18 protein-coding genes are annotated in these 24,057 nt (G+C 67.0%); 16 read left to right on the top strand and 2 right to left on the bottom strand.

Going from position 1 to position 24,057, the window contains the following annotated elements; all coding sequences use genetic code 11:
• Positions 1-6 precede the first annotated feature (6 nt).
• The 16 genes from xylF to thrS all read left to right on the top strand — a co-directional run bounded on the left by xylF (position 7) and on the right by thrS (position 22,751).
• Positions 7-1,032 carry a D-xylose ABC transporter substrate-binding protein gene (gene xylF, locus ACFQ2S_RS06640; RefSeq protein ID WP_386073675.1) on the top strand — a complete coding sequence of 342 codons (1,026 nt, stop codon included), beginning with the start codon at positions 7-9 and terminating at the stop codon, positions 1,030-1,032.
• Positions 1,033-1,115: 83 nt separating this feature from the next.
• Complete coding sequence (locus ACFQ2S_RS06635) at positions 1,116-2,414, top strand: sugar ABC transporter permease (protein ID WP_386073674.1); 1,299 nt, start codon at positions 1,116-1,118, stop codon at positions 2,412-2,414.
• 3 nt (positions 2,415-2,417) lie between these two features.
• Complete coding sequence (locus ACFQ2S_RS06630) at positions 2,418-3,191, top strand: ATP-binding cassette domain-containing protein (protein ID WP_089232386.1); 774 nt, start codon at positions 2,418-2,420, stop codon at positions 3,189-3,191.
• Positions 3,191-4,633, top strand: coding sequence for a xylulokinase (gene xylB, locus ACFQ2S_RS06625; RefSeq protein ID WP_386073673.1), 1,443 nt, complete (start codon positions 3,191-3,193; stop codon positions 4,631-4,633). Before ACFQ2S_RS06630 ends, xylB begins: the two co-directional genes overlap by 1 nt.
• Positions 4,630-5,934, top strand: coding sequence for a xylose isomerase (xylA, locus tag ACFQ2S_RS06620; RefSeq protein WP_386073672.1), 1,305 nt, complete (start codon positions 4,630-4,632; stop codon positions 5,932-5,934). The genes xylB and xylA overlap by 4 nt, the downstream gene beginning before the upstream one ends.
• Positions 5,935-6,093: 159 nt before the next feature.
• Positions 6,094-7,353 (top strand): MFS transporter, encoded by a 1,260-nt coding sequence (locus ACFQ2S_RS06615; protein ID WP_386073671.1) that lies wholly within the window; start codon positions 6,094-6,096, stop codon positions 7,351-7,353.
• Positions 7,354-7,399: 46 nt separating this feature from the next.
• A complete protein-coding gene (locus tag ACFQ2S_RS06610; RefSeq protein WP_386073670.1) occupies positions 7,400-8,146 on the top strand; it encodes a hypothetical protein in 747 nt (248 codons plus the stop codon).
• An 82-nt stretch (positions 8,147-8,228) separates the two neighbouring features.
• Positions 8,229-9,947: a methionine--tRNA ligase gene (gene metG / locus ACFQ2S_RS06605; protein WP_386073669.1), complete on the top strand. Its 1,719-nt coding sequence runs from the start codon at positions 8,229-8,231 to the stop codon at positions 9,945-9,947.
• Between the two features lie 325 nt (positions 9,948-10,272).
• Positions 10,273-10,929 carry an ABC transporter ATP-binding protein gene (locus ACFQ2S_RS06600; protein ID WP_386074299.1) on the top strand — a complete coding sequence of 219 codons (657 nt, stop codon included), beginning with the start codon at positions 10,273-10,275 and terminating at the stop codon, positions 10,927-10,929.
• On the top strand, positions 10,926-13,334 hold the full coding sequence (locus ACFQ2S_RS06595; protein WP_386073668.1) for an ABC transporter permease: 2,409 nt from the start codon (positions 10,926-10,928) through the stop codon (positions 13,332-13,334). Before ACFQ2S_RS06600 ends, ACFQ2S_RS06595 begins: the two co-directional genes overlap by 4 nt.
• A complete protein-coding gene (locus ACFQ2S_RS06590) occupies positions 13,324-14,445 on the top strand; it encodes a lipocalin-like domain-containing protein (protein WP_386073667.1) in 1,122 nt (373 codons plus the stop codon). Before ACFQ2S_RS06595 ends, ACFQ2S_RS06590 begins: the two co-directional genes overlap by 11 nt.
• Before the next feature lie 180 nt (positions 14,446-14,625).
• Entirely contained in the window at positions 14,626-17,769 is a 3,144-nt protein-coding gene (locus tag ACFQ2S_RS06585; protein WP_386073666.1) for a valine--tRNA ligase, read from the top strand.
• A 116-nt stretch (positions 17,770-17,885) separates the two neighbouring features.
• On the top strand, positions 17,886-19,394 hold the full coding sequence (locus ACFQ2S_RS06580; protein WP_386073665.1) for a DUF3300 domain-containing protein: 1,509 nt from the start codon (positions 17,886-17,888) through the stop codon (positions 19,392-19,394).
• Between the two features lie 4 nt (positions 19,395-19,398).
• A complete protein-coding gene (locus ACFQ2S_RS06575) occupies positions 19,399-20,304 on the top strand; it encodes a DUF2950 family protein (RefSeq protein ID WP_386073664.1) in 906 nt (301 codons plus the stop codon).
• 4 nt (positions 20,305-20,308) lie between these two features.
• On the top strand, positions 20,309-20,641 hold the full coding sequence (locus ACFQ2S_RS06570) for a DnaJ family domain-containing protein (RefSeq protein WP_386073663.1): 333 nt from the start codon (positions 20,309-20,311) through the stop codon (positions 20,639-20,641).
• Between the two features lie 163 nt (positions 20,642-20,804).
• Positions 20,805-22,751, top strand: coding sequence for a threonine--tRNA ligase (thrS, locus tag ACFQ2S_RS06565; RefSeq protein WP_386073662.1), 1,947 nt, complete (start codon positions 20,805-20,807; stop codon positions 22,749-22,751).
• 69 nt (positions 22,752-22,820) lie between these two features.
• On the opposite strand, the gene ACFQ2S_RS06560 is transcribed toward thrS, so the two are convergent.
• Together ACFQ2S_RS06560 and ACFQ2S_RS06555 are read right to left on the bottom strand one after the other, a co-directional pair.
• On the bottom strand, positions 22,821-23,462 hold the full coding sequence (locus ACFQ2S_RS06560; RefSeq protein WP_386073661.1) for an NrsF family protein: 642 nt from the start codon (positions 23,460-23,462) through the stop codon (positions 22,821-22,823).
• Entirely contained in the window at positions 23,459-24,019 is a 561-nt protein-coding gene (locus ACFQ2S_RS06555) for a sigma-70 family RNA polymerase sigma factor (protein WP_386073660.1), read from the bottom strand. Before ACFQ2S_RS06555 ends, ACFQ2S_RS06560 begins: the two co-directional genes overlap by 4 nt.
• Positions 24,020-24,057 lie beyond the last annotated feature (38 nt).

Raw genomic sequence — 24,057 nt, 5'->3', positions numbered from 1 at the left:
GAATTCATGCGTAACCTTTTCATTGCGGCAGCCGCACTGACGACCGCGTTCACCACAACAGCGCTCGCTCAGGATCTGACCGTGGGCGTCAGCTGGTCGAACTTCCAGGAAGAACGTTGGAAGACCGACGAGGCGGCGATGGTCGCGGCCCTCGAGGCCGGCGGCGCGAAATACGTCTCCGCGGACGCCCAGTCGTCCTCGTCCAAGCAGCTCTCCGACGTCGAAGCGCTGATGGCGCAAGGCGTCGATGCGCTGATCGTGCTGGCGCAGGACACCGAAGCAGTGATCCCGGCGGTGCAAATGGCCGCGGACGAAGGCATTCCGGTCATCGCCTATGACCGCCTGATCGAAGACCCGCGCGCTTTCTACCTGACCTTCGACAACGTCGAGGTCGGCCGGATGCAGGCCCGCGCCGTGCTCGAGGCCGCGCCCAAGGGCAACTACGTGATGATCAAGGGCTCGCCCACCGATCCGAACGCGGACTTCCTCCGCGGCGGTCAGCAGGAAGTGCTGCAGGCGGCGATCGACGCCGGTGACATCACCATCGTCGGCGAAGCCTATACCGACGGTTGGCTGCCGGCGAACGCGCAGCGAAACATGGAGCAGATCCTGACCGCGCAGGACAACAAGGTTGACGCCGTGGTCGCTTCCAACGACGGCACCGCCGGCGGCGCCGTGGCCGCGCTCACCGCGCAGGGCATGGACGGCATCCCGGTATCCGGCCAGGACGGCGATCATGCCGCGCTGAACCGCGTCGCCAAGGGCACCCAGACGGTTTCGGTCTGGAAGGACGCCCGTGACCTCGGCAAGGCCGCCGGCGAGATCGCCGTTGCGCTGGCCGGTGGAACGGCGATGGCCGATATCGACGGCGCCATGGAATGGACCTCGCCCGCCGGCACCACGATGACCGCGAAATTCCTGGAGCCGGTTCCGGTGACCAAGGACAACCTGACCGCCGTCACCGACGCCGGCTGGATTTCGGTCGAGGCGCTCTGCCAGGGCGTCGAGAGTGGCCCCGCGCCCTGTAACTGACGCACAGCACATCCGCTGAAAGCACCAAGCCCCCGCCGAATGCGGCGGGGGCCCTCGGAACGCGCACCCCGGAGAGCGCCCAAATGGCCGATAGCACGGACACCCGCGACCTGCCGCAAAAGACCCGCCGGAACATCCTCGACACCATGGAGATCGACACCCGCTTGCTCGGCATGATCGGGGCCTTTGTCGTGATCTGCATCGTGTTCGATGTCTGGACGGGCGGCCGGTTCCTGACCCCCCGCAACATTTTCAACCTGACGATCCAGACGGTCTCCGTTGCCATCATGGCGACCGGCATGGTCTTTGTCATCGTCACCCGCCACATCGACCTGAGCGTCGGCGCCCTGCTCGCCACTTGCTCCGCCTTCATGGCGATGACGCAGACGGCCTGGCTGCCGAACCTGGTCGGCCTGCCGCTCGGCTCGCCGATGATCGCGCCGATCGCGATCCTGGTGGGCCTCGTCGTCGGCACCGCCATCGGCGCCTTCCACGGCTGGCTGATCGGCTACCTGACGATCCCGGCCTTCATCGTCACTTTGGGCGGCCTCTTCGTCTGGCGTAACGTCGCCTGGCACCTGTCGCGCGGCCAGACCATCGGCCCGCTCGACGAGACCTACGTCACGCTGGGCGGCATCGAAGGCACGATGGGCGCGACCGGCTCTTGGATCCTGGGCGCGCTCGCCGCGGCCTTCACGGTCTACCTGATGATCAACGCGCGCCGGAACAAGGTGCGCCATGACTTCCCCGTGAAGCCCATCTGGGCCGAGGCGGTGATCGGTGCGATCGCCGTCGGCGCGATCCTCGGCTTTGTCTGGATCCTGAACTCTTACGAAGTACCGATCGGTCGGCTGCGCCGGGTCTTCGATGCTCGAGGCGAGACCATGCCCGAAGGCTACAAGGCCGTCTACGGCGTGCCCTACTCGGTGCTGATCCTGATCGTCGTGGCCATCGTGATGACCGTCGTCGCGCAGCGCACCCGTCTTGGGCGCTACATCTTCGCGACCGGCGGCAACCCGGAGGCGACGGAGCTCGCCGGCATCAACATCCGCTTTCTCACCGTGAAGGTGTTTGCGATCGTCGGCTTCCTCTGCGCGCTTTCGGCCGTCGTGGCCTCGGCCCGCCTGAACTTCCACTCCAACGACATCGGCACGCTGGACGAGCTGCGTGTGATCGCGGCCGCGGTCATCGGCGGCACGGCGCTCTCGGGCGGCATCGGCACGATCTATGGCGCCATCCTCGGCGCGCTGATCATGCAGTCGCTGCAATCGGGGATGGCGATGGTCGGCGTCGAGGCGCCCTACCAGAACATCGTCGTCGGCATCGTGCTCGTCTTCGCCGTCTATGTCGACATCCTCTACCGCAAGCGGACGGGAGACTGACCCATGCCACTTGATACCCAGGACCGCGGCACCCCGCTCGTCGAGATGCGCAACATGCGCAAGTCCTTCGGCGGGATCCACGCCGTCGACGACGTCACGATCAACCTCTACCCGGGCGAGGTCGTGGGCGTGCTTGGCCACAACGGCGCCGGCAAGTCGGTGCTGATGAAGATGCTCTCGGGCGCCTACAAGCGCGACGGCGGGCAGATCTTCGTCAACGGCGAGGAGGCGCATATCAACTCGCCGAGGGATGCCCGGCAGTACAACATCGAGACGATTTACCAGACGCTCGCGCTGGCCGACAACCTCGATGCCGCCTCCAACCTGTTTCTCGGGCGGGAACTGGTCACCTCCGCAGGGCTGGTGAACGACGCGCTGATGGAGGCCGAGACGCGCAAGATCATGGCGCGGCTCAACCCCAACTTCCAGCGCTTCCACACCCCGGTGGCCGGCCTTTCGGGCGGCCAGCGACAGTCCGTCGCGATCAGCCGGGCGGTCTATTTCAACGCCAAGATCCTCATCATGGACGAGCCCACCGCGGCGCTCGGCGTCGAGGAAACCGCGATGGTGGCCAAGCTGATCGACGAGCTGAAGGCGCAGGGCCTCGGCATCTTCCTGATCGACCACGACATCCACCAGGTGAAGGCGCTCTGCGACCGCGCCTCGGTGATGAAGAACGGCCGGCTGGTGGGCACCGTCAAGGTCGACGAAGTCACGGAGGACGACATCCTCGGGATGATCATTCTCGGCAAGCAACCTGAAAAAGGAATGGCGTGATGTATATCGGTCTGGACCTCGGGACCTCCGGTCTCAAGGCGCTCCTGATCGACGACGACCAGAAGGTCATCGCCGAGGCCACGGCACCGCTCACGGTGTCGCGGCCGCATCCCGGATGGTCGGAGCAGTCGGCAGCCGACTGGCTGGCGGCCGCCTCGGCCGCGATGGACGGCCTCGCGGCCGCCTCCTCGCTCGCGGGCGTGAAGGGGATCGGACTCAGTGGCCAGATGCACGGGGCGACCCTGCTGGACGCCTCCCAGAACGTGCTGCGCCCCTGCATGCTCTGGAACGACACCCGCTCCTACCAGGAGGCCGCCGCGCTCGACGCCTCGCCGGCCTGGCGGGAAATCACCGGTAACATCGTCTTCCCCGGCTTCACCGCGCCCAAGCTGATGTGGGTGCAGAAGAACGAGCCGGATATCTTTGCGAAGGTTGCGAAAATCCTTCTTCCCAAGGATTACCTCCGGCTCTGGCTCACCGGCGAGACCGTCTCCGAGATGTCCGACGCGGCCGGCACCAGCTGGCTCGACACCGGCAAGCGGGACTGGTCGGACGTCCTGCTCAACAGCTCGGACCTGACGCGGGAGCACATGCCGCGGCTGGTCGAGGGCTCCGAGGTCTCCGGCACGCTCCGCAAGGAACTGGCGGATCGCTGGGGCCTGCCGGCCGGCGTGGTGGTTGCCGGCGGCGGCGGCGACAACGCGGCCTCGGCCGTGGGCGTCGGCGTGGTCAAGGCGGGCGACGCCTTCATCTCGCTCGGCACCTCCGGCGTGCTCTTTGCCGCTTCCGATGCCTATCGGCCCGATCCGGCCACGGCGGTGCACACCTTCTGCCATGCCCTGCCCGGTACCTGGCACCAGATGGGCGTGATCCTCGCCGCAACGGATGCGCTCAACTGGTACGCGGGGCTAGTGGGGTCTGACGCCGCCACGCTGACCGGCGACCTCGGCGCCAGCCTCCGTGCACCCGGCCGGACGATGTTCCTGCCCTATCTCGGCGGCGAGCGGACGCCGCACAACGATGCGCAGATCCGCGGCAGCCTGACCGGGCTGGAGCACGCGACCGACCGCGCCGCCGGCACCGCCGCGGTGCTCGAGGGCGTGACCTTCGCGATCCGCGACTGCTACGACGCGCTGGCCTCCACCGGCACGCGGTTCGACCGGCTGATCGCGGTGGGCGGCGGCTCGCGCTCCGACTACTGGCTCCGGGCCATCGCGACCGCGCTCAACATGCCCGTGCAGGTCCCCGTCGCCGGCGATTTCGGCGGCGCCTTCGGGGCCGCACGCCTGGCGATGATGGCCGCGACCGGCGCGGGAGCCGAGATCGCGTCCGTCCCGAAAATCTCCAAGGTCTTCGAGCCCGAGAAGGACCTGACGACCGCCTTCGCCGAAGCGCAGACGCGCTACCGCGACACCTATTCAGCCCTCAGAGGTCTCTCATGACTAACTTCTTCGACGGCATCGAGCAGATCAGATACGATCCCAGTGCCGAGACCGACCTGGCCTATCGCCATTACAATCCCGACGAGATCGTCATGGGCAAGCGGATGGAGGACCAACTCCGCTTCGCCGTCGCCTATTGGCACAGCTTCGCCTGGGAGGGCGGTGATCCTTTCGGTGGGCGGACCTTCGATCGCCCGTGGTATCCGCAGGATTCGATGGAGATGGCCAGGGCCAAGGCTGATGTGGCCTTCGAGATGTTCGCCCTGCTCGGCCAGCCGTTCTTCTGCTTCCACGATGCCGACGTGCGCCCCGAAGGCGCGAGCTTTGCCGAGAGCCAGCGGAACCTCGAAGAGATCGTCGACTATTTCGGCGAGAAGATGGAGGCCACCGGCACGAAGCTGCTCTGGGGCACGGCCAACATGTTCACCCACCGCCGCTTCATGGCCGGTGCGGCGACCAACCCCGACCCGGACGTCTTCGCCTGGAGCGCTGCGACGGTGAAGAACTGCATCGACGCTACGAAGAAGCTCGGCGGCCAGAACTACGTTCTCTGGGGCGGACGCGAGGGCTACGAGACCCTGCTCAACACCGACCTCGTGCGCGAGCGCCAGCAGGCCAAGCGCTTCCTGCAGATGGTGGTGGACTACAAGCACAAGATCGGCTTCGACGGCGCGATCCTGATCGAGCCCAAGCCGCAGGAGCCCTCCAAGCACCAGTACGACTACGACGTGAACACCGTCTATTCATTCCTCAAGGAGTTCGGCCTCGAGGGAGAGGTGAAGATGAACATCGAGCAGGGACATGCGATCCTGGCCGGCCATTCCTTCGAGCACGAGCTGGCGATGGCGGCCGCCTTCGGCATCCTCGGCTCGATCGACATGAACCGGAACGACTACCAGTCCGGCTGGGACACCGACCAGTTCCCGAACAGCGTCCCCGAGGTCGCGCTGGCCTATTACGAGATCCTGAAGGCGGGCGGCTTCACCACCGGCGGCACCAATTTCGACGCCAAGCTGCGGCGTCAGTCGCTCGACCCGGTGGATCTGATCGCCGGGCACGTGGGGGCGATGGACGTCTGCGCCCGCGGTCTCAAGGCCGCGGCGGCGATGCTGGAGGACGGCGGGCTGGAGAAAGCGCGCGCCGAACGCTACGCCGGCTGGGATGCGCCCAAGAACCGCGACATGCTGGAGAACGGCACGCTCGAGAGCATCACAGAGCGCGTACTGACCGAAGGCATCGACCCCGAGCCCCGCTCGGGCCGCCAGGAGCGGCTGGAAAACTACATCAACCGCTTCGTCTGAGCGCGTGACAGATCACACCAGCTTTCGGCGGCCCCCGTGGCCGCCGATTGCATTTTTCCGGCCGGAGGCGGGCGGGTTTCTTGACTTCCGTGTCGCAAACAGGCCAGACCGGCGCAGCCCGCCAATCCACCCCGGCAGGGTGAAATACGAGCCCTTCCCATGCGCCTCCTGATCTCCCTTGCCGCGCTTCTGCTGTCGGTGCTGCTGCTCCAGCTTTCCTCGGGCGGCGTCGGCCCGCTGGACGCGCTCTCGGGCCTCGAGCTGGGCTTTTCGCGCGCCGAGATCGGCCTTCTCGGCTCGGCGCATTTCGCGGGCTTCTTCGTCGGCTGCTGGTGGGCGCCGCGCCTGATGGGCTCGGTCGGCCATTCCCGCACCTTCGCGGCCTTTGCCGCTGCCGGCGCCATTGGCCTGCTGGCGCACCCGATTTGGCAGACGCCGCTGGCCTGGACGCTGCTGCGGCTGGCCACCGGCCTCTGCGTCGCCGGCTGCTACACGGTGATCGAATCCTGGCTGCAGGCCCGCGCCGACAACGCAAACCGCGGCCGCGTGATGGCGAATTACCGGGTGGTCGACCTTGTCGCGGCTATCGGGGCGCAGCTGATGATCGGCGTGCTCGAACCGGCGAGCTATGTCTCCTACAACATCCTCGCGATCCTGTGCTGCGCGGCTCTGTTCCCGATCACGCTGTCGACCATGCCGCAACCCCACACGCCCTCGGCGCCCCGGCTGCGGCCCCTGCTCGCGGTCCGCATGTCGCCGCTCGCCGCCGCGGCGGTGATCGTCGCCGCCGTCTCCTCGGCCTCGTTCCGCATGGTCGGGCCGATCTATGGCCAGGAGGTCGGACTGGAACCGGCGCAGATCGCCTGGTTCCTCGCTGCCTGGGTGCTGGGCGGGGCGCTGGCGCAGATCCCGGTGGGCTGGCTCGCCGACCGGTTCGACCGCCGCCACGTGCTGGTGGCGCTTTCTGTCGCCGCGATTGCGAGTTGTCTCGCGACGGTCACGCTCGGCGCAGCCGGCAACGTCGCGATCTTTGCCAATGCGCTCGTCTTCGGCATAACGACCTTCCCTGTCTATTCCGTCGCCGCCGCCCATGCCCACGATTTCGCCCGCAGCTCCGAGCGGGTGGAGCTCTCGGCGGCTCTGATGTTCTTCTTCGCCGTGGGCGCAATCGGCGCGCCGCTCTTTGCCTCCAGCCTGATCGAGGCTTTCGGTCCCTCCGCGCTTTTCGGCATGATCGCGGCGGCGCATGCGGTGCTGCTCGTCTTCAGCATCGCGCGGATGCGCGTGGGCCGTACCAAGGTCCGGCGGACCCCGTATGTCTACACGCCGCGCACCTCCTTCACCATCGGCCGGCTGCTGCGCAAGAGCCGCGACAACCGCCCGCCCCCGGCACCGACCCGCGACAGACAGGAACCTTGACCGGGCGGCGCGGCCTTCCCATCCTGACACCGGACGGAGGGCCGCGATGAAGCACTTCCTGGCAGCGGCGTTGCTTGCAGCATCGGTTGCCCCGGCAGGGGCGGCCCAGCCTATGACCTTTACCGAGAGGGTCGAGATCAACGGCCACCGGATGCCGATCTTCATGGAGGTCTATCTCGAACCCGCCAGCCGGGCGAAGATCGCGGTCAAGGTGGCGGGTAACCTCCGGGCGATCCAGGTGAACTTGCCGGCGCTTCTCTCCGGTGTCGTCCAGGATACCTGCGAGCAGCGCATCGCTCTACAGCTCGACAAGGCCCGGTCCGAAGGCGACCACATCCGGCTGCTCGGACGGGTGCAGCTCATCCGCTACCACTGCGATGCCGAGGGGGATTTCGACACCCGACGCCGCACCCTCAGCAACATCACCCAGGTCGACGCGCTGCTGAACGGTCAGATCCGCAACAATTGCCTCCATGCCAGCCTGGAGGACCTGACCATCGACCCGAGCGGGCTGATCGGCGGCGTCATGAACCTTCTGAACCTGACCGAGAGAGTGTCACAGACCGTGCGCGAGGATCTCAATGCCGAACTGGCAGACAGGGACATGTGCCTTGACATGCCCGATGCGCTGAAGGCCCTCGACGCTCATATCGCGCAGGGCGGTTTCCGGGATTTCGGCGACGGTCAGCTCGGTTTCGTGATCCAAGGCAGCGTGGATCTGAACGCCGAGGGCGTGATCGCGATCCTGCACATGCTGCCGGAGCTGGGAGGCGCGCCCTGCGATTGCGACTGAGACGCCTCCGCCGAACTGGGCGGTGGCGCTTCGCCGATGCATCGGCTAAAGCGACCTCCGTCGGTAACGGAGCAGGCCAGGCATGTCGCGAATTCTAATCACTTCAGCGCTACCCTACATCAACGGCATCAAGCATCTGGGCAACCTCGTGGGAAGCCAGCTGCCCGCTGATCTCTATGCCCGCTACTGCCGGGCCCGCGGTCACGAGGTTCTGTTTCTCTGCGCCACGGACGAGCACGGCACGCCGGCAGAGCTTGCCGCCGCCAAGGCCGCGATGCCGGTCGATGCCTATTGCGCGCAAATGCACCGCACCCAGGCCAAGCTTGCCGCCGGGTTCCGCCTGAGCTTCGATCACTTCGGCCGCTCCTCGAGTCCGCAGAACCATCGGCTGACACAGTATTTCGCCGGTCGGCTGGCAGAGAACGGCTTCATCTCGGAGGTTTCCGAGAAGATGGTCTACTCGCCCGCCGATGGCCGCTTCCTGCCTGACCGCTACATCGAGGGCACCTGCCCCAACTGCGGCTACGACAAGGCCCGCGGCGACCAGTGCGAGAACTGCACCAAGCAGCTCGACCCGACCGACCTGCTTGAGCCGCGCTCCGCGATCTCCGGCTCGACCGACCTCGAGGTGCGCGAGACCAAGCACCTCTACCTGCGCCAATCGAAGCTGAAGGACGAACTCGACGCCTGGATCGACAGCAAGTCCAACTGGCCGGTGCTAACCACGTCCATCGCCAAAAAATGGCTGCACGACGGCGACGGTCTGCAGGACCGCGGCATCACCCGCGACCTCAACTGGGGCATCGCCGTCCGCAAGGGCGAGGAGGACTGGCCCGGCATGGAAGGCAAGGTCTTCTACGTCTGGTTCGACGCGCCGATCGAATATATCGCCTGCGCCGCGGAATGGGCCGAGGCCCAGGGCAAGGACGAGGAAGACTGGTGGCGCTGGTGGCGCACCGACGCGGGCGCCGAGGACGTCCGTTACGTGCAGTTCATGGGCAAGGACAACGTGCCCTTCCACACGCTCTCCTTCCCCTCGACGCTGATCGGCAGCCGCGATCCTTGGAAGCTCGTCGACTATATCAAGTCGTTCAACTACCTGAACTACGACGGCGGACAGTTCTCGACCAGCCAGGGGCGCGGCATCTTCCAGGACCAGGCGCTGGAGATCCTGCCGGCCGATTACTGGCGCTGGTGGCTGCTGTCGAACGCCCCCGAGACCTCGGACAGCGAATTCACCTGGGAGAAATTCCAGGTCGGCGTGAACAAGGACCTGGCCGACGTTCTGGGCAATTTTGTGAGCCGGGTGACCAAGTTCTGCCGCTCCAAGTTCGGCGAGGAGATCCCTGCCGGCGGCGAGGTGACGCCGGAGGGGGCAAAGCTGATCGCCGATCTCGACGCGCGTCTTGCGGCCTACAATGGGCACATGGAAGCAATCGAGGTGCGCAAGGCCGCCGCCGAACTGCGCGCGATCTGGGTCGCGGGCAACGAGTTCCTGCAGACGGCCGCCCCCTGGACGAGCTTCAAGACCGACCCGGAACGCGCCGCGGCCGACGTGCGGCTGGCGCTGAACCTGATCCGCGTCTATGCCGTGGTCTCGGCTCCCTTCATCCCCGACGCCTCCGCGAAGCTCCTGGAGTCGATGCAGACGGACGTCACGGATTGGCCCGAAAGCATGGGCTCTGCGCTGGAAGTGCTCGCACCGGGTCATGGCTTTGCCGTGCCGGATACGCTCTTTGCAAAGATCACCGACGAGCAGCGCGAGGAATGGGAAAGCAGTTTCGCCGGCACCCGGGGCTGACGCCGACCGAGCAACCCGATCCGCAGCCGCGCGGCCGAAACGGTGGCGCTCCCGCCACCTCCTCGCCCGCCAAAAGCCGGCGCTCGACGTTGGGCCGAGCCGCGCCTCCCGCGCGGCGGGACCGCCCACGAACCACGGCAGCCGTGCCGGGACTGGCAGGCCGCAGGCCTGCCACGCCCAACGGCGGGCAAGCGCGACAGCGCGCCGACCCGTCGGCGGGAGCCGCCCCGGCCAAACGCGACCGATCCGCTGCGCGGCTGTCGCTTCCCTTTCCCTGCCGCCCGCACCGGGCTACCTCTGGGTGGAAGAGCGAGAAGGATCGACGATGCTGATCGAGGCCGCCCGCCTGAGCAAGTCCTATCATACCACCGACGGACCCCAGCCGGTTCTGGAGGACGTGTCGCTCACCCTTGCACCGGGCGAGACCCTTGCCCTCACCGGCGAGTCCGGCTCCGGAAAGAGCACGCTGCTGCACCTGCTCGCAACGCTGGACCTTCCCGACGCCGGTTCGATCCGGCTCGACGGCACCGAGGTGACAGGGTTGGGCGACGCGGGCCGCGCCGCCATCCGCAGGAACCGCATTGGCCTCGTCTTCCAGCAGTTCAACCTCATCCCATCGCTCACAGTCGCCGGCAACCTCGATTTCCAGGCCCGCCTCGCCGGGCGCCATGACCCGACGTGGTCGGCAGAACTGGCACACCGACTGGGCCTGGCTGACCTGACAGACCGCTACCCGGAACAACTCTCTGGCGGCCAGCAGCAACGTGTCGCCATCGGCCGCGCGCTCGCGCCACGTCCGAGCGCGCTCCTCGCCGACGAGCCGACCGGCAACCTCGACGAGCGCACGGCCGGGCAGGTCTTCGAGCTGATCCTGGAACTCGTCGCCGAGACCCGTGCCAGCCTGCTCGTGGTCACCCATTCCGAGCGGCTTGCCTCCGGGTTGGGCCGCCGACTGCACCTGAGCCGCGGGCGGGTGGCATGAGGCGCGCAGCCCTCGCGGCACTGCTGTCGCACTGGCGCCGTCAGCCGCTCCAGCTCTTCACGCTTCTGGCGGGGCTGGCGCTCGCCACGGCGCTCTGGTCTGCCGTGCAGGCGATCAACGGCGAGGCGCGCCGGAGCTATGACCAGGCCGCCTCCACGCTCGGCATCGGCAGCTATTCGAGCCTCACGCACCCGGATGGCCTACTCTCCGTTGCCGCCTATGTCGCGCTCAGGCGCGGCGGCTGGCTGGTCTCTCCAGTCGTCGAAGGCCGCCTGCAGCGCGGCGATATACCTCTGCAAGTCACCGGCCTCGAACTGCTTACCGCCCCGCCCGGCCTCCTGCCCACCGACCTCAGCGCCGGCACCGGCACCACCCCGCTCGACCTGCTGCGCCCGCCCGGCGTCGGCTTCGTCGCCCCGGAAACCGCGCGCCTGCTGAAGGAAGCCGAGGGGCTACCCCGGCTGATCCCGGATCCCGCCATCCCTCCCGGCAGCCTGTTCACCGATATCGGCACGGCCGAGACCCTGTTGGGCAAACCCGGGCAGATCAACCGGCTCCTTGTCCTGCCGGATCAGCCCGCCAACCAACGCCCTCTTGATCAGCTTGCCTCCGGCCTCACGCTCAGCCCACCGCAGGAACAGGGAGACATCGCGCGGCTGACCGACAGTTTCCACCTCAACCTGACCGCCTTCGGCCTGCTGTCCTTCGCGGTTGGCCTTTTCATCGTCCACGGCGCGATCGGGCTCGCCTTCGAACAGCGCCGCCCGATGTTCCGAACCCTGCGCGCCCTCGGCCTGCCCGCACGCAGCCTGCTGACGCTCCTGCTCGCCGAAGTTCTCCTCCTGGCGCTGCTCGCCGGCAGCCTCGGCCTCCTGTTGGGCTACCTGATCGCCGGCGCCCTGCTGCCCGACGTCGCGGCCACCTTGCGCGGTCTCTACGGCGCCGATGTCCGCGGCGTGCTGAGCTTCGACTCCGGCTGGGCGCTCGCCGGCCTCGCCATTGCGGAGACCGGTGCGCTGGTAGCGGCGGCGCATGGACTGCTGACCGTGCACCGCATGCCGCTGCTGGCCTCGGCACAGCCCCGTGCTTGGGCAACCGTCTCCGCCCGCGTCCTGCGACGCCAGGCGTTCGCGGGCCTCGCCCTCCTGGCCGCCGGCATCCTGACGGCCCTCCTCGCAGACGGCCTGGTCGCCGGCTTCGCCCTGCTTGGCGGACTGCTGCTCGGGGCCGCGCTGATCCTGCCGCGCCTGCTTGCCGCGGCGCTCGGCCTCGGCGCAAGGCTCGCCCGCGGCCCGCTCGCGCAATGGTTCTGGGCCGACACGCGGCAGCAGATGCCCGGCCTGTCGCTCGCCCTGATGTCGCTGCTCCTCGCGCTGGCGACCAATATCGGCGTCTCCACAATGGTCTCCTCCTTCCGGCTCACGTTCACCGGATGGCTCGACCAGCGACTTGTCTCGGATCTCTACGTCACCGCCCGCAGCGAGGCCGACGGCGAGGCACTGCGTGCCTGGCTCGCACCCCGCGCCGATGCGGTGTTGCCGATCTGGCCCGTCGACCTGACCCTCGCCGGCGCCCCCGGCGAGCTCTATGGCATCATCGACCACGCGGTCTATCGCGACCACTGGCCGCTCCTGCGCTCCACGCCCGATACCTGGGACGCGGTGATGGAGGGGCGCGGCGTACTGATCAACGAACAGCTCGCCCGCCGCGAGAACCTGCGGCTCGGCGCGCCGCTTGCCCTCGGGACTGACTGGGAATTGCCGATCAGCGGCGTCTACTCCGACTACGGCAACCCGATCGGGCAGGCCGTCGTCGCGCGCGACGCCCTTCTCGCCCATCACCCAGATGTGTCCAAGCTTCGCCACGGCATCGTCACCTCCGATCCGGACTCCCTGCGCACGGCCCTCCTCGAGGACTACGGCCTGCCCGAAGCCAACCTGATCGACCAGGCGCGACTCAAGGCTACCTCGCTGCAGATCTTCGAGCGCACCTTCACCGTGACCGGCGCCCTGAATGTGCTGACCCTCTCGGTCGCGGGCTTCGCGATCCTGACCGCCCTGCTCACGCTGTCGACCATGCGCCTGCCGCAGCTCGCCCCGGTCTGGGCGCTGGGCCTGACCCGCCGCCGGCTCGCGCGGCTGGAGATCCTGCGCACCCTCGCGCTCGCCACCCTGACCTTCCTCGCCGCCTTGCCGGTGGGGTTGGCGCTGGCCTGGTGCCTGCTGGCGGTGGTCAATGTCGAAGCCTTCGGCTGGCGCCTGCCAATGTTCCTGTTCCCCGGCCAATGGGCCGCGCTCTTCGCCCTCTCCCTCGCCGCTGCCGCGCTGGCGGCCGCCCTGCCCACACGCAGGCTCGCCCGAACCGCGCCCTCTCAGTTCCTCAAGGTCTTCGCCGATGAACGCTGACCTCTCTTCTTGGCACAAATACCCCCGCCGGAGGCGGTCGGCGCTTGCCGCCCTCGCGACGCTCACCGCCTCTCTCGCCATACAAGCCGGCGCCCAGGGCTTCGCGGGGCTGGGCACCGATGCCGAAGGGTTCGCGCTGCCCTCGCGCGAGACCGCGCTCGCCTTCCCCGCCGACCACGGCCCGCATCCGGATTACCGCATCGAATGGTGGTATCTGACCGCCAACCTTTCCGGGGAAGACGGCCGCGACTACGGCATCCAGTGGACCTTGTTCCGCTCCGCCGTGGCGCCGGAAGCGGGCGTCCCGGTCGAGGGCTGGCAAAGTCCTCAGATCTGGATGGGGCACGCCGGATTGACCACGCCCGAGGCGCATTTCAGCGCGGAACGGCTGGCACGGGGCGGCATCGGTCAGGCGGGTGTGGTGGCGGCGCCCTTCGAGGCCTGGATCGACGACTGGCGGATTGCCAGCACGGGGGACGGTTCCGACGAGTACGACACGCTGGCCCTGAGCGCGAGCGGGTCGGACTTCACCTATCGCCTCGAGCTCGACGCCGACGGCCCGCTGATCTTTCACGGCGAGCGCGGCTACTCGGTGAAATCCCCCGAAGGCCAGGCCAGCCACTATTATTCCCAGCCCTACTACCAGGTCACCGGCACGCTTTACCTTCCCGACGGCCAGGTTGCCGTGACCGGCGAAGGCTGGCTCGACCGGGAATGGTCCTCGCAGCCGCTGGCCCCCACGCAGGACGGCTGGGACTGGGTCTCGCTTCATTTCGACAGCGGCGACAAGCTGATGGGCTTCCGCCTACGCGACCGGGAAGGCCCGCCCTTCACCTCGGCCACCTGGATTGCCGCCGACGGGAGCGCCACGGCGCTCGGCGACGGGGCGCTGCGGCTCACGCCGCTCGCAGAGACCGAGGTGAACGGCGCCGCCATTCCGACGCGCTGGAAGGTCGAGTTGCCCCAAAGGGAACTCTGGGTCGAACTCGACGCCCTCAATCCGCAGGCATGGATGGCGACCTCCTTTCCCTACTGGGAAGGGCCGGTGCGGATCACCGGCAGCCACCCCGGCCGCGGCTACCTGGAGATGACCGGCTACGGGGCCGAATGAAGAGACCGCGCGCCAGTCGGCGCGCGGCGCCTCCGGCATGGGTATTTGAACCAGGAAGAGGGGCCTGCGCCAATCTGGCCCCCAAGATCCGCCGCGTCATCGCGGCAATTTGGAGCGCGGGCTTTTCCTTGGGCCGCGCATTCGCTAGAGGGTCCTGCGACCCATCCGAGGACCAGACACATGCCGATGGAAAAGACCTTCGACGCCGCCGAGGCGGAACCGCGGATCTACGACGCCTGGGAGAGCTCCGGCGCCTTCAAGGCCGGTGCGAATGCCAAGCGGACCGAGACCTTCTGCATCATGATCCCGCCGCCCAACGTGACGGGCTCCCTGCACATGGGCCACGCCTTCAACAACACGTTGCAGGACATCCTGATCCGCTGGCACCGGATGCGCGGCTTCGACACGCTCTGGCAGCCCGGTCAGGACCATGCCGGCATCGCGACCCAGATGGTCGTCGAACGCGAACTCGCCAAGGACAAGTCCAACGCCAGCCGCCGCGAGATGGGCCGCGAGGCATTCCTGCAGAAGGTCTGGGAGTGGAAGGGCCAGTCCGGCGGCACGATCATCAACCAGCTCAAGCGGCTGGGCGCCTCCTGCGACTGGTCACGCAACGCCTTTACCATGGCCGGCGCGCCAGGCGACCCGCGCACCGGGCACGAGAACTCGCCCGATTTCCACGAGGCGGTGATCAAGGTCTTCATCGACATGTACCAGAAGGGCCTGATCTACCGCGGCAAGCGGCTGGTCAACTGGGACCCGCATTTCGAGACCGCGATCTCCGATCTCGAGGTCGAGAATATCGAGGTCGCCGGCCACATGTGGCACTTCAAGTACCCACTGGCGGGCGGCGAGACCTACACTTACGTCGAGAAGGACGAGGACGGGAAGGTCATCCTCGAGGAAGAACGCGACTACATCTCCATCGCCACCACGCGGCCAGAGACCATGCTGGGCGACGGTGCGGTCGCGGTGCATCCCTCCGACACCCGCTATGCGCCGATCGTCGGCAAGCTCTGCGAGATCCCCGTCGGTCCGAAGGAGCACCGCCGCCTGATCCCGATCATCACCGACGAGTACCCGGACCCGGATTTCGGCTCCGGCGCGGTAAAGATCACCGGCGCGCATGATTTCAACGATTACGCCGTGGCCTCCCGCGGCGGCATCCCAATGTACCGGCTGATGGACACCAAGGGCCACATGCGCTCCGACGGCCCCGATTATGCCGACGCTGCCGCCCGCGCCCAGGCCATCGCCGAGGGCGACGCCTTCACCGAATCCGAGGTCGACGCGCTGAACCTGGTGCCCGACGATATGCGCGGGCTGGACAGGTTCGAGGCCCGCAAGCGGGTCGTCGCCCAGATCACCGAAGAAGGGCTCGCCGTCATGGTGCGCCGGGTGGAATACGACCCGGCCGATCCGGAGAGCGGCGCCGAGTTCGAGCCGCTGGTCGAGTCCAAGCCGATCATGCAGCCCTTCGGCGACCGCTCCAAGGTCGTCATCGAGCCGATGCTGACCGACCAGTGGTTCGTCGATGCGGCGAAGATCGTCGGGCCGGCGCTCGATGCGGTGCGCGACGGGCGCACGGTGATCCTGCCGGAAAGCGGCGAGAAGACCTACTACCACTGGCTCGAGAACATCGAGCCCTGGTGCATCTCCCGCCAGCTCTGGTGGGGCCACCAGGTGCCGGTGTGGTACGGGCTCGACATCTGGCCGACCGGTTTCCGTGACGACGAGGGCGACGCGGCGCTCGACGAGGTGGAGATCTTCCGCCTGCTCGAGGAAGGTGCTTTCAACCACGCCCAGCCGACCTATCACTGCGCCGCCGAACTGGACGCTGTCTGCGAGAAGTTCCGCAAGGACCTGAGTGCCCTGCCCGCGCCGCTCCATGCCGCGCGGATCGTCGAGGTCGCGGACCGGGCCGAGGCGATGGACCGTCTGGCCGCGAGCCTGGCAGACTATAATCTGAGCCAGGATCCGACCCATCTGGTCTATCCGATCTGGCGCGACCCGGACGTGCTCGACACCTGGTTCTCCTCTGGCCTCTGGCCGATCGGCACGCTGGGCTGGCCCGAACGGACGCCGGAACTGGAGAAGTACTTTCCGACCGACGTCCTGGTGACGGGGCAGGACATCCTGTTCTTCTGGGTCGCCCGGATGATGATGATGCAGCTTGCCGTGGTGAACGAGATCCCGTTCCACACGGTCTACCTGCATGGCCTCGTCCGCGACGCCAAGGGCAAGAAGATGTCCAAGTCGACCGGCAACGTGGTCGACCCGCTCGAGATCATCGACGAATACGGCGCCGACGCCCTGCGCTTTACCAATGCCGCGATGGCGAGCCTCGGCGGCGTGCTGAAGCTCGACATGCAACGGATCGCCGGATACCGGAACTTTGGCACGAAGCTGTGGAACGCGGCCCGCTTCGCCGAGATGAACGGCGTGTTCGAGCCCACCGTGGCTCCGATCGACCCGGCCGGCAAACCGGCCGCGACGGTCAACCGCTGGATCATCGGCGAGACGGCCAAGGTGCGCGAGGCGGTCGATACGGCGCTCGAGGGATATCTCTTCAACGACGCCGCCAACGCGCTCTATGCCTTTGTCTGGGGCAAGGTCTGCGACTGGTATGTCGAGTTTGCCAAGCCGCTGCTCCAGGGCGATGACGAGGCGCTGAAGGCCGAGACCCGCGCCACCATGCGGTGGGTGCTGGAGCAGTGCTTCGTGATGCTGCACCCGATGATGCCCTTCATCACCGAGGCGTTGTGGCAGACCCTCGGCTGCGGGTCGAAAATGCTGGTCCATGGCGACTGGCCGACCTACACCGCCGCCGATCTGGTGGATCCGGAGGCCGACGCCGAGATGAACTGGGTCATCACCCTGATCGAAGGCGTTCGCTCGGCCCGTGCGCAGGTGCGGGTGCCGGCCGGGCTGCAGGTGCCGATGGTCCACACCAGGCTCGACGCCGCGGCGCAGGCGGCATGGGAGAACAACGAGGCGCTGATCACCCGGATCGCGCGGATCGCGAGCCTGCAAGGCTACGCCTCCATGCCGAAGGGCTGCATCACAGTTCCCGTCCCCGGCGCCACCTTCGGCCTGCCGGTGGCCGACATCATCGACGTGGCCGAGGAGAAGGCGCGGCTGGAGAAATCCATCGCCAAGCTGGACAAGGAGATCGGCGGGCTTTCCAAGCGGCTCGGCAACCCGAAGTTCGTCGAGAGCGCCCCGGACGACGTGGTCGAGGAAGTCCGCGACAACCTCGCCGAGCGCACATCGGAGCAGGACCGCCTCCAAGAGGCTCTGGAGCGACTGGCCGAGATCGGCTGAACACTCCATGCCAAATCAGCGGCCGGGTGGATAACCCGGTCGCATCTTACCGGAATCGTTGACCGGTGGCACGCCCTCCCCTAGCGTTGAACAGTTGACGCCACGAGGAGGCCGCGATGACGCGTCGCTCACTACCCCATTCCCTGGCTCTTCTGGCGCTGCTTTGCGGCCCTATCATGGCCCAGACCGAGGCCCCGGCAGAACCGGCTGCCGAAACCGCCAGCCTTTTGACCGATGCCGAGCTTCAGACGCTGGTTGCGCCGGTCGCGCTCTATCCCGACACGCTGCTGATCCAGGTACTTGTCGCCTCGACTTACCCGCTGGACGTAGCCAAGGCGCAGATCCTGCTGGAAAAGAACGAGGGGCTCGATCCCGAGGCGCTCGAGGCGAAGATCGCGCAGGAGGAATTCGACCCAAGCGTCGAGGTGCTGGCAACCGCCTTCCCGACGGTCGTGGGCGAGATGGCCGAGCACCTCGACTGGACCGAATCCGTGGGCAACGCGATGCTGGCCCAGAGCGACGACGTGATGAACGCGGTGCAGGTGCTCCGGCAGCAGGCGATCCAGACCGGCGCCCTCCTGGATAACGACCAGCAATCGGTCACGCTGGAGGAGATGGACGCGACGCTCTCTACCAGCGATGCGCCAGCCGAAACGGTCGTGATACAACCCGCCAATCCGCAGACGGTCTATGTGCCGCAATACGATCAAAACGTCGTCTATGACACCAATCGATATGGGGTCGGCGACGCACTTCTGACCGGCGCGGTCGCTTTCGGAACGGTGGCGCTGATCGACGAGATCTTCGACGACGATGACGATTGGGACGATTACTGGGGCTGCCGCAACTGCGCCGGTTGGGGTGGCGGACCGATCTATCGCGAGCCCGATATCGATATCGACGTCGACGGCAACGTGAACATCGGCAACCGGCTCGACATTGACCGAGACAAGGTCAACATCGACCGGGACAAGATCAACATCGACCGGGACAAGATCAACATAGACCGGGACAAGATCAACGCCGGCGACATCAAGCTCGACGGCAACAGGGTCGACATCGATCGCGACAAGATCAAGATCGACGGCTGGAAGCCAGACCCCGACCGGAAATCCCAGGCCCAGGACAAGATCGCCGCGCGGCGTGACGAAAAGGGCGCCACGACCCTGCCGATCGAACGCAAGTCCGGTGGCGGCAAAAGCCAGGGCGACGAACTGCGCAAGAAGCTTTCGTCGAGCACCGGCGCACGCGACATCACGCGGCCCGAGAATGCGGGCGCCCGGCGCGAGGCGGCCGACGGTGGAGGGCTCGGCGCTGCGGCGGCCGGCGCCGCAGGTGCCACAGGCGCAATCGCGGGCAAGGAGCTGATGAAGAAATCCGGTGGCAGCAAGCCCAAGCAGATCTCCCGCCCCAGCGGCGGCTCGCGCCCCGAGGTCAAGAAGGCCGCCGCACCGGCGAAAAAGGCCGCGGCGCCAGCGAAGAAGCCCGCGGCGGCCGTCCAGCGAAAGGCGCCGAAGACCGTGGCGAAGAAACCCTCCAGTGGCTCGATCAAGAAAAAGGCCTCCGGCAGCAAGGTCCGCAAGGCCTCCTCCCGTGGGGGCTCAAAGAAAATCAAGCGCAGGTGAGACGATGACGCGTCATGTTTCCATTCTCGCCCCGGCCCTGATCGCCGCGGCAAGCTTTGCCTCGGCGCAGGAAGCCCCCGTCTACCAGACCCCGCAGGACGCGCTGGAGACCCTGCTCGCGGCGCTGTCCTCGGGCGGGACCGCCGAGGTGGTCGACGCCATCGGCCCCGACGTGACCGAGCTGATGCGCCCAGACGACGACGTCGAGCGGGCGGAGGACTGGGCCGAGCTTCTGGCGGCCTATGGCGAGGGCTATCGCTTCGTGCCGTTGGCGGACGACCGTGTCGAGATCGTCCTCGGTGCCGACGACTGGCCCTTCCCGTTCGAGCTGGAACGCGGCGCGGAAGGATGGTCCTTCGATGTCGCCTCCGGCCTCGACGAGATCGCAGCGCGCGAGATCGGCCTGAACGAACTCGACGTGATCGACGCGCTCGAAGCCTATGTGGAGATCCAGGCCGCCTACCGTCTGGTCGACCACGACGGCGACGGCGTGATGGAATTTGCCGCCCACGTCATCTCCACCGAAGGCACGCATGACGGGCTCTACTGGCCCGGCGACGACAGCCCGATCGGCGATCTTGCCGCGCGGGCGAGTTTCGAGGGGTATGAAGAGGGCGGAGAGGAAATCGAGCCCGAGCCCTATATTGGCTACGTCTTCCAACTGCTGAGCGGCCAGGGTCCGGACGCGCCCGGCGGCGAGATGAGCTATGTCGTCAACGGCAACCAGGTGGCGGGCCACGCTCTGCTGGCCGTCCCGGCAGAATATGGCGTAACCGGAGTCATGACCTTCATGGTCGGCGAAAACGGCCGGATCTACGAGGCGGATCTCGGCGAGGACACGCTCGCCGTCGCGGCCGCGATCGAGCTGTTCAATCCAGGCGAGGGCTGGTCCGAGATCGAGGTGGAGTGAGGCCGTGCACCGGTGGGACCGCATCGTCGAACACCGGACGCGCAAGGCAGAGGCGGACGGCTCGCTCAAGAACCTTTCGGGCGAGGGCGCGCCCGTGACCGAACGGCCCGAGGCGGCGCATGTCGACACAGGCACCGCCGTGGGCCATCGGATCATGGCGGAAGCCGGGGCGCTGCCCCGGGAAATCACGCTAAAGAAAGAACTTATCGCCTTGCAGGAACGCTATGCCGCCGAGACGGACGCGGCGCAGAAGACCACCCTGATGGCGGAGATCGCGCAGGCCGAAATGCGGCTCAGCATGGAACCGGAGGCGCGCCGCGCCTTCCTGAAAGGCTAAGCCGGACCAGGTCCCGAAGACCCTGCCCCCCCTTCTCCTTCAAAATCCTCGCTTTCCACGTCGGCGGCATTGACTTCGGCGGCTGTCGGCGCGATGCACCCTCTCGCACATATATCCTGCAACCGGGCGTTCCGTGGGCGCCAAACCGACGAGGAGAGCCGACATGGCCGATATTTCCCTCACATTCCCCGATGGCGCGAGCCGAGACTTCCCGCAGGGCGTGACGCCCGCCGAAGTTGCCGCCGCCATTTCCCCCTCGCTGGCCAAGAAGGCGATCTCCGCAACCGTGGACGGCCAGCACTGGGATCTCGCGTGGCCGGTCGAGGGCGACGCCACCATCGCCATCAACACGATGAAGGACGAGGCCCCTGCCCTGGAGCTGATCCGGCACGACCTCGCCCATATCATGGCGCGCGCCGTCCAGGAGATCTGGCCCGAGGTGAAGGTCACCATCGGCCCGGTAATCAAGGATGGCTGGTATTACGATTTCGACCGCGAGGAGCCCTTCACGCCGGAGGACCTCGGCGCCATCGAGGCCAAGATGAAGGAGATCATCAACCGCCGCGATCCGGTGACCACCGAGGTCTGGGAGCGCGACCGCGCAGTGAAGTATTACGAGGCCAACAACGAGCCTTACAAGGTGGAGCTGATCGAGGCCATTCCGGGCAACGAGCCGATCCGCATGTACTGGCACGGTCATTGGCAGGATCTCTGCCGCGGCCCGCATCTCCAGCACACGGGCCAGGTGCCCGCCGACGCCTTCAAGCTGATGAAGGTGGCCGGCGCCTACTGGCGCGGCGACAGCGACCGCCCGATGCTGCAGCGGATCTACGGCGTGGCGTTCCAGAACCGCCAGCAGCTCAAGGATTACCTGACATTCCTCGAGGAGGCCGAGAAGCGCGACCACCGGCGGCTGGGCCGCGAGATGGAGCTGTTCCACTTCCAGGAGGAAGCGCCGGGCATGGTGTTCTGGCATCCCAACGGCTGGACCATCTATCGCGAGATGGAAGACTACATGCGGCGCAAGCTCGACCGCGCGGGCTATCGCGAGATCAAGACGCCGCAGGTTGTCGACCGCAAGCTCTGGGAAGCCTCGGGTCACTGGGACAAGTACCGCGAGAACATGTTCATCACCGAGATCGATGAAGAACATGCCAACGAAAAGCGGATGAACGCGCTGAAGCCGATGAACTGCCCCTGCCACGTGCAGGTGTTCAACCAGGGCATCAAGTCCTACCGCGACCTGCCGCTGCGGCTGGCCGAGTTCGGCTCCTGTCACCGCTACGAGGCGCATGGTGCGCTGCACGGGCTGATGCGGGTGCGCGGCTTCACCCAGGATGACGCGCATATCTTCTGCACCGAGGACCAGATCGAAGCCGAATGCGCGAGCTTCATCGACCTGCTGTCGGACATCTACCGCGACACCGGCTTCTCGAAGTTCGACATAAAGCTCAGCACACGCCCCGAGGTGCGGGTGGGCTCTGACGAGGTCTGGGACAAGGCCGAGGCGGCGCTAGAGAAGGCGATCCTCAACGTCCGCAACGACTTCGAGATCGACCCGGGCGAAGGCGCCTTCTACGGACCCAAACTCGACTTCAAGCTGACCGATGCGATCGGCCGCGAATGGCAGTGCGGCACCTTCCAGGCCGACTTCAACCTGCCGGAACGGCTGGATGCGAGCTACATCGGCGCCGATGGCGAGAAGCACCGCCCGGTCATGCTGCACCGCGCGATCCTCGGCTCCTTCGAACGGTTCATCGGCATCCTGATCGAGAACTACGCCGGCCGGATGCCGATGTGGCTTGCGCCGCGGCAGGTCGTGGTGGCCTCGATCGTCTCGGATGCGGATGAGTTCGTGCTGGAGGCGACGAAGACCCTGCAGGACGCCGGGTTGCGCGCCGAGGCCGATATCCGCAACGAGAAGATCAACTACAAGGTGCGGGAGCACTCTGTGGGCAAGGTGCCGGTGATCCTCGCCATCGGGCAGCGCGAGGTGGAGAACCGCACCGTCACCGTGCGACGGCTGGGCGAGAAACAGACGGCGACCGTGCCGCTCGACGAACTCGTCGCACAGCTCGCCGACGAGGCCCTGCCCCCCGATCTGCGCTGACCGGGTCGACGGCATTCAGAAACAGCAACGGGCGCCCCTGGGCGCCCGTTTGCTTTTGGAAGAGACCGATCACCAGCGCAGAAACCGGTTCCCGAGGATGGCGCCGAGCCCGGCGACGATCAGGATGCCGAGACTGTACCAGATACCGTAGAAGAGCGGCGTGTCCTCGGTGCAGAACAGCGAATAGATCGCCGTTGCGAGGCCGGCCGACGCCAGACCCGCCAGGGCGCCGCAGCGAACCGGGTTCACCGGCGCGCCCTTGCGCAGGCCCGTCAGCAGCCCTGCGAGGATCGGGAGCGACAGCACCGTGATCGACGGTAGGCAGACATGGATCGAATGCCCGACGAAGTCGGCCAGCCGCTGTCCCGCAGCAGTCGTGGCAAACGACCAGGCGAAGAGCGCCGCCACGGTCGCCGGCACCGCCCAGATGACCTTGGAAGCGGCCCCCGACGGCGCGGCCGGGCGCGACGCACGCAGCACCAGTCCGAGGCTCAATACACCCAGAAGGAGCGGCAGCACCGTCTTGGCCAATGTCACCGGATCCGACAGGGCAACGCCCAGCCCGGCCCGAGGGCCCAGGACGACGGCAAAGAGCGCCAGCGTCACGAACGCGCCCGCCGCCAGGCCACCGGCGGCCCGCCGTTCGAGCGACGGTCCGGCGGGCGGCAGAGGCTCCGCGGCCAGCGAGGCTATCAGGTCTTCGGTCTTCATTTCTTCGTCTCGCCCTCTTTCTCGTCTCCTGCGGCCAGTCGGCGTAGCCGGTTCAGCGCGCGGTGATAGGCAACGCGCACAGCCCCTTCGCTCATTCCGAGCCCACCGGCGACGTCGCCGGCACTTTGTCCTTCCAGACCGACGGCGCGCACGATCTGCGCGGAGCGATCATCTATTCCGTCCAGCAGGCGTCCAAGGTCGCGCGCGGCGGTCGGGTCGACCTGCGCATCGTCCGGCAACTGCTCGGCCAGATCCTCGATCGGGACCTGGTTTCCACCGCGCTTCATGCGGCGGAATGCGTCGGCGGTCTTGTATCGCGCAATGGCATAGAGCCACGGCGCCACCGGGTCGGTCTCTCGCCAAGTATGCCGCTTGGCGTGAACCGCCAGCAGCACCTCCTGCACGATGTCCTCGCTCCCCGCATCCCTTCCGGAACGCCCGAGAACGATCGTTCGTATCGCCGGTGTGACTTCGGTGAGGAACTGCGCGTAGGCCTTTGCCTCGCCCCTGTTCGCCCTCCGAAGGAGATCTCCCCACCGGTCGTTGCGATCCGTCATTGATCCTCCATTCGCGCAAAACGGCGAAACGTTACAGC

The organism is Tropicimonas aquimaris (assembly GCF_042676185.1).
In the GTDB taxonomy this organism is placed as follows: Bacteria; Pseudomonadota; Alphaproteobacteria; order Rhodobacterales; family Rhodobacteraceae; genus Tropicimonas; species Tropicimonas aquimaris.
This window is presented reverse-complemented; position numbering and strand designations above follow the sequence as displayed.

Bases quoted from the DNA above. Each gene is read 5' to 3' on its own strand.
- xylF (WP_386073675.1), top strand. From the start codon at position 7: ATGCGTAACCTTTTCATTGCGGCAGCCGCACTGACGACCGCGTTCACC.
- ACFQ2S_RS06635 (WP_386073674.1), top strand. From the start codon at position 1,116: ATGGCCGATAGCACGGACACCCGCGACCTGCCGCAAAAGACCCGCCGG.
- ACFQ2S_RS06630 (WP_089232386.1), top strand. From the start codon at position 2,418: ATGCCACTTGATACCCAGGACCGCGGCACCCCGCTCGTCGAGATGCGC.
- xylB (WP_386073673.1), top strand. From the start codon at position 3,191: ATGTATATCGGTCTGGACCTCGGGACCTCCGGTCTCAAGGCGCTCCTG.
- xylA (WP_386073672.1), top strand. From the start codon at position 4,630: ATGACTAACTTCTTCGACGGCATCGAGCAGATCAGATACGATCCCAGT.
- ACFQ2S_RS06615 (WP_386073671.1), top strand. From the start codon at position 6,094: ATGCGCCTCCTGATCTCCCTTGCCGCGCTTCTGCTGTCGGTGCTGCTG.
- ACFQ2S_RS06610 (WP_386073670.1), top strand. From the start codon at position 7,400: ATGAAGCACTTCCTGGCAGCGGCGTTGCTTGCAGCATCGGTTGCCCCG.
- metG (WP_386073669.1), top strand. From the start codon at position 8,229: ATGTCGCGAATTCTAATCACTTCAGCGCTACCCTACATCAACGGCATC.
- ACFQ2S_RS06600 (WP_386074299.1), top strand. From the start codon at position 10,273: ATGCTGATCGAGGCCGCCCGCCTGAGCAAGTCCTATCATACCACCGAC.
- ACFQ2S_RS06595 (WP_386073668.1), top strand. From the start codon at position 10,926: ATGAGGCGCGCAGCCCTCGCGGCACTGCTGTCGCACTGGCGCCGTCAG.
- ACFQ2S_RS06590 (WP_386073667.1), top strand. From the start codon at position 13,324: ATGAACGCTGACCTCTCTTCTTGGCACAAATACCCCCGCCGGAGGCGG.
- ACFQ2S_RS06585 (WP_386073666.1), top strand. From the start codon at position 14,626: ATGCCGATGGAAAAGACCTTCGACGCCGCCGAGGCGGAACCGCGGATC.
- ACFQ2S_RS06580 (WP_386073665.1), top strand. From the start codon at position 17,886: ATGACGCGTCGCTCACTACCCCATTCCCTGGCTCTTCTGGCGCTGCTT.
- ACFQ2S_RS06575 (WP_386073664.1), top strand. From the start codon at position 19,399: ATGACGCGTCATGTTTCCATTCTCGCCCCGGCCCTGATCGCCGCGGCA.
- thrS (WP_386073662.1), top strand. From the start codon at position 20,805: ATGGCCGATATTTCCCTCACATTCCCCGATGGCGCGAGCCGAGACTTC.
- ACFQ2S_RS06560 (WP_386073661.1), bottom strand. From the start codon at position 23,462: ATGAAGACCGAAGACCTGATAGCCTCGCTGGCCGCGGAGCCTCTGCCG.
- ACFQ2S_RS06555 (WP_386073660.1), bottom strand. From the start codon at position 24,019: ATGACGGATCGCAACGACCGGTGGGGAGATCTCCTTCGGAGGGCGAAC.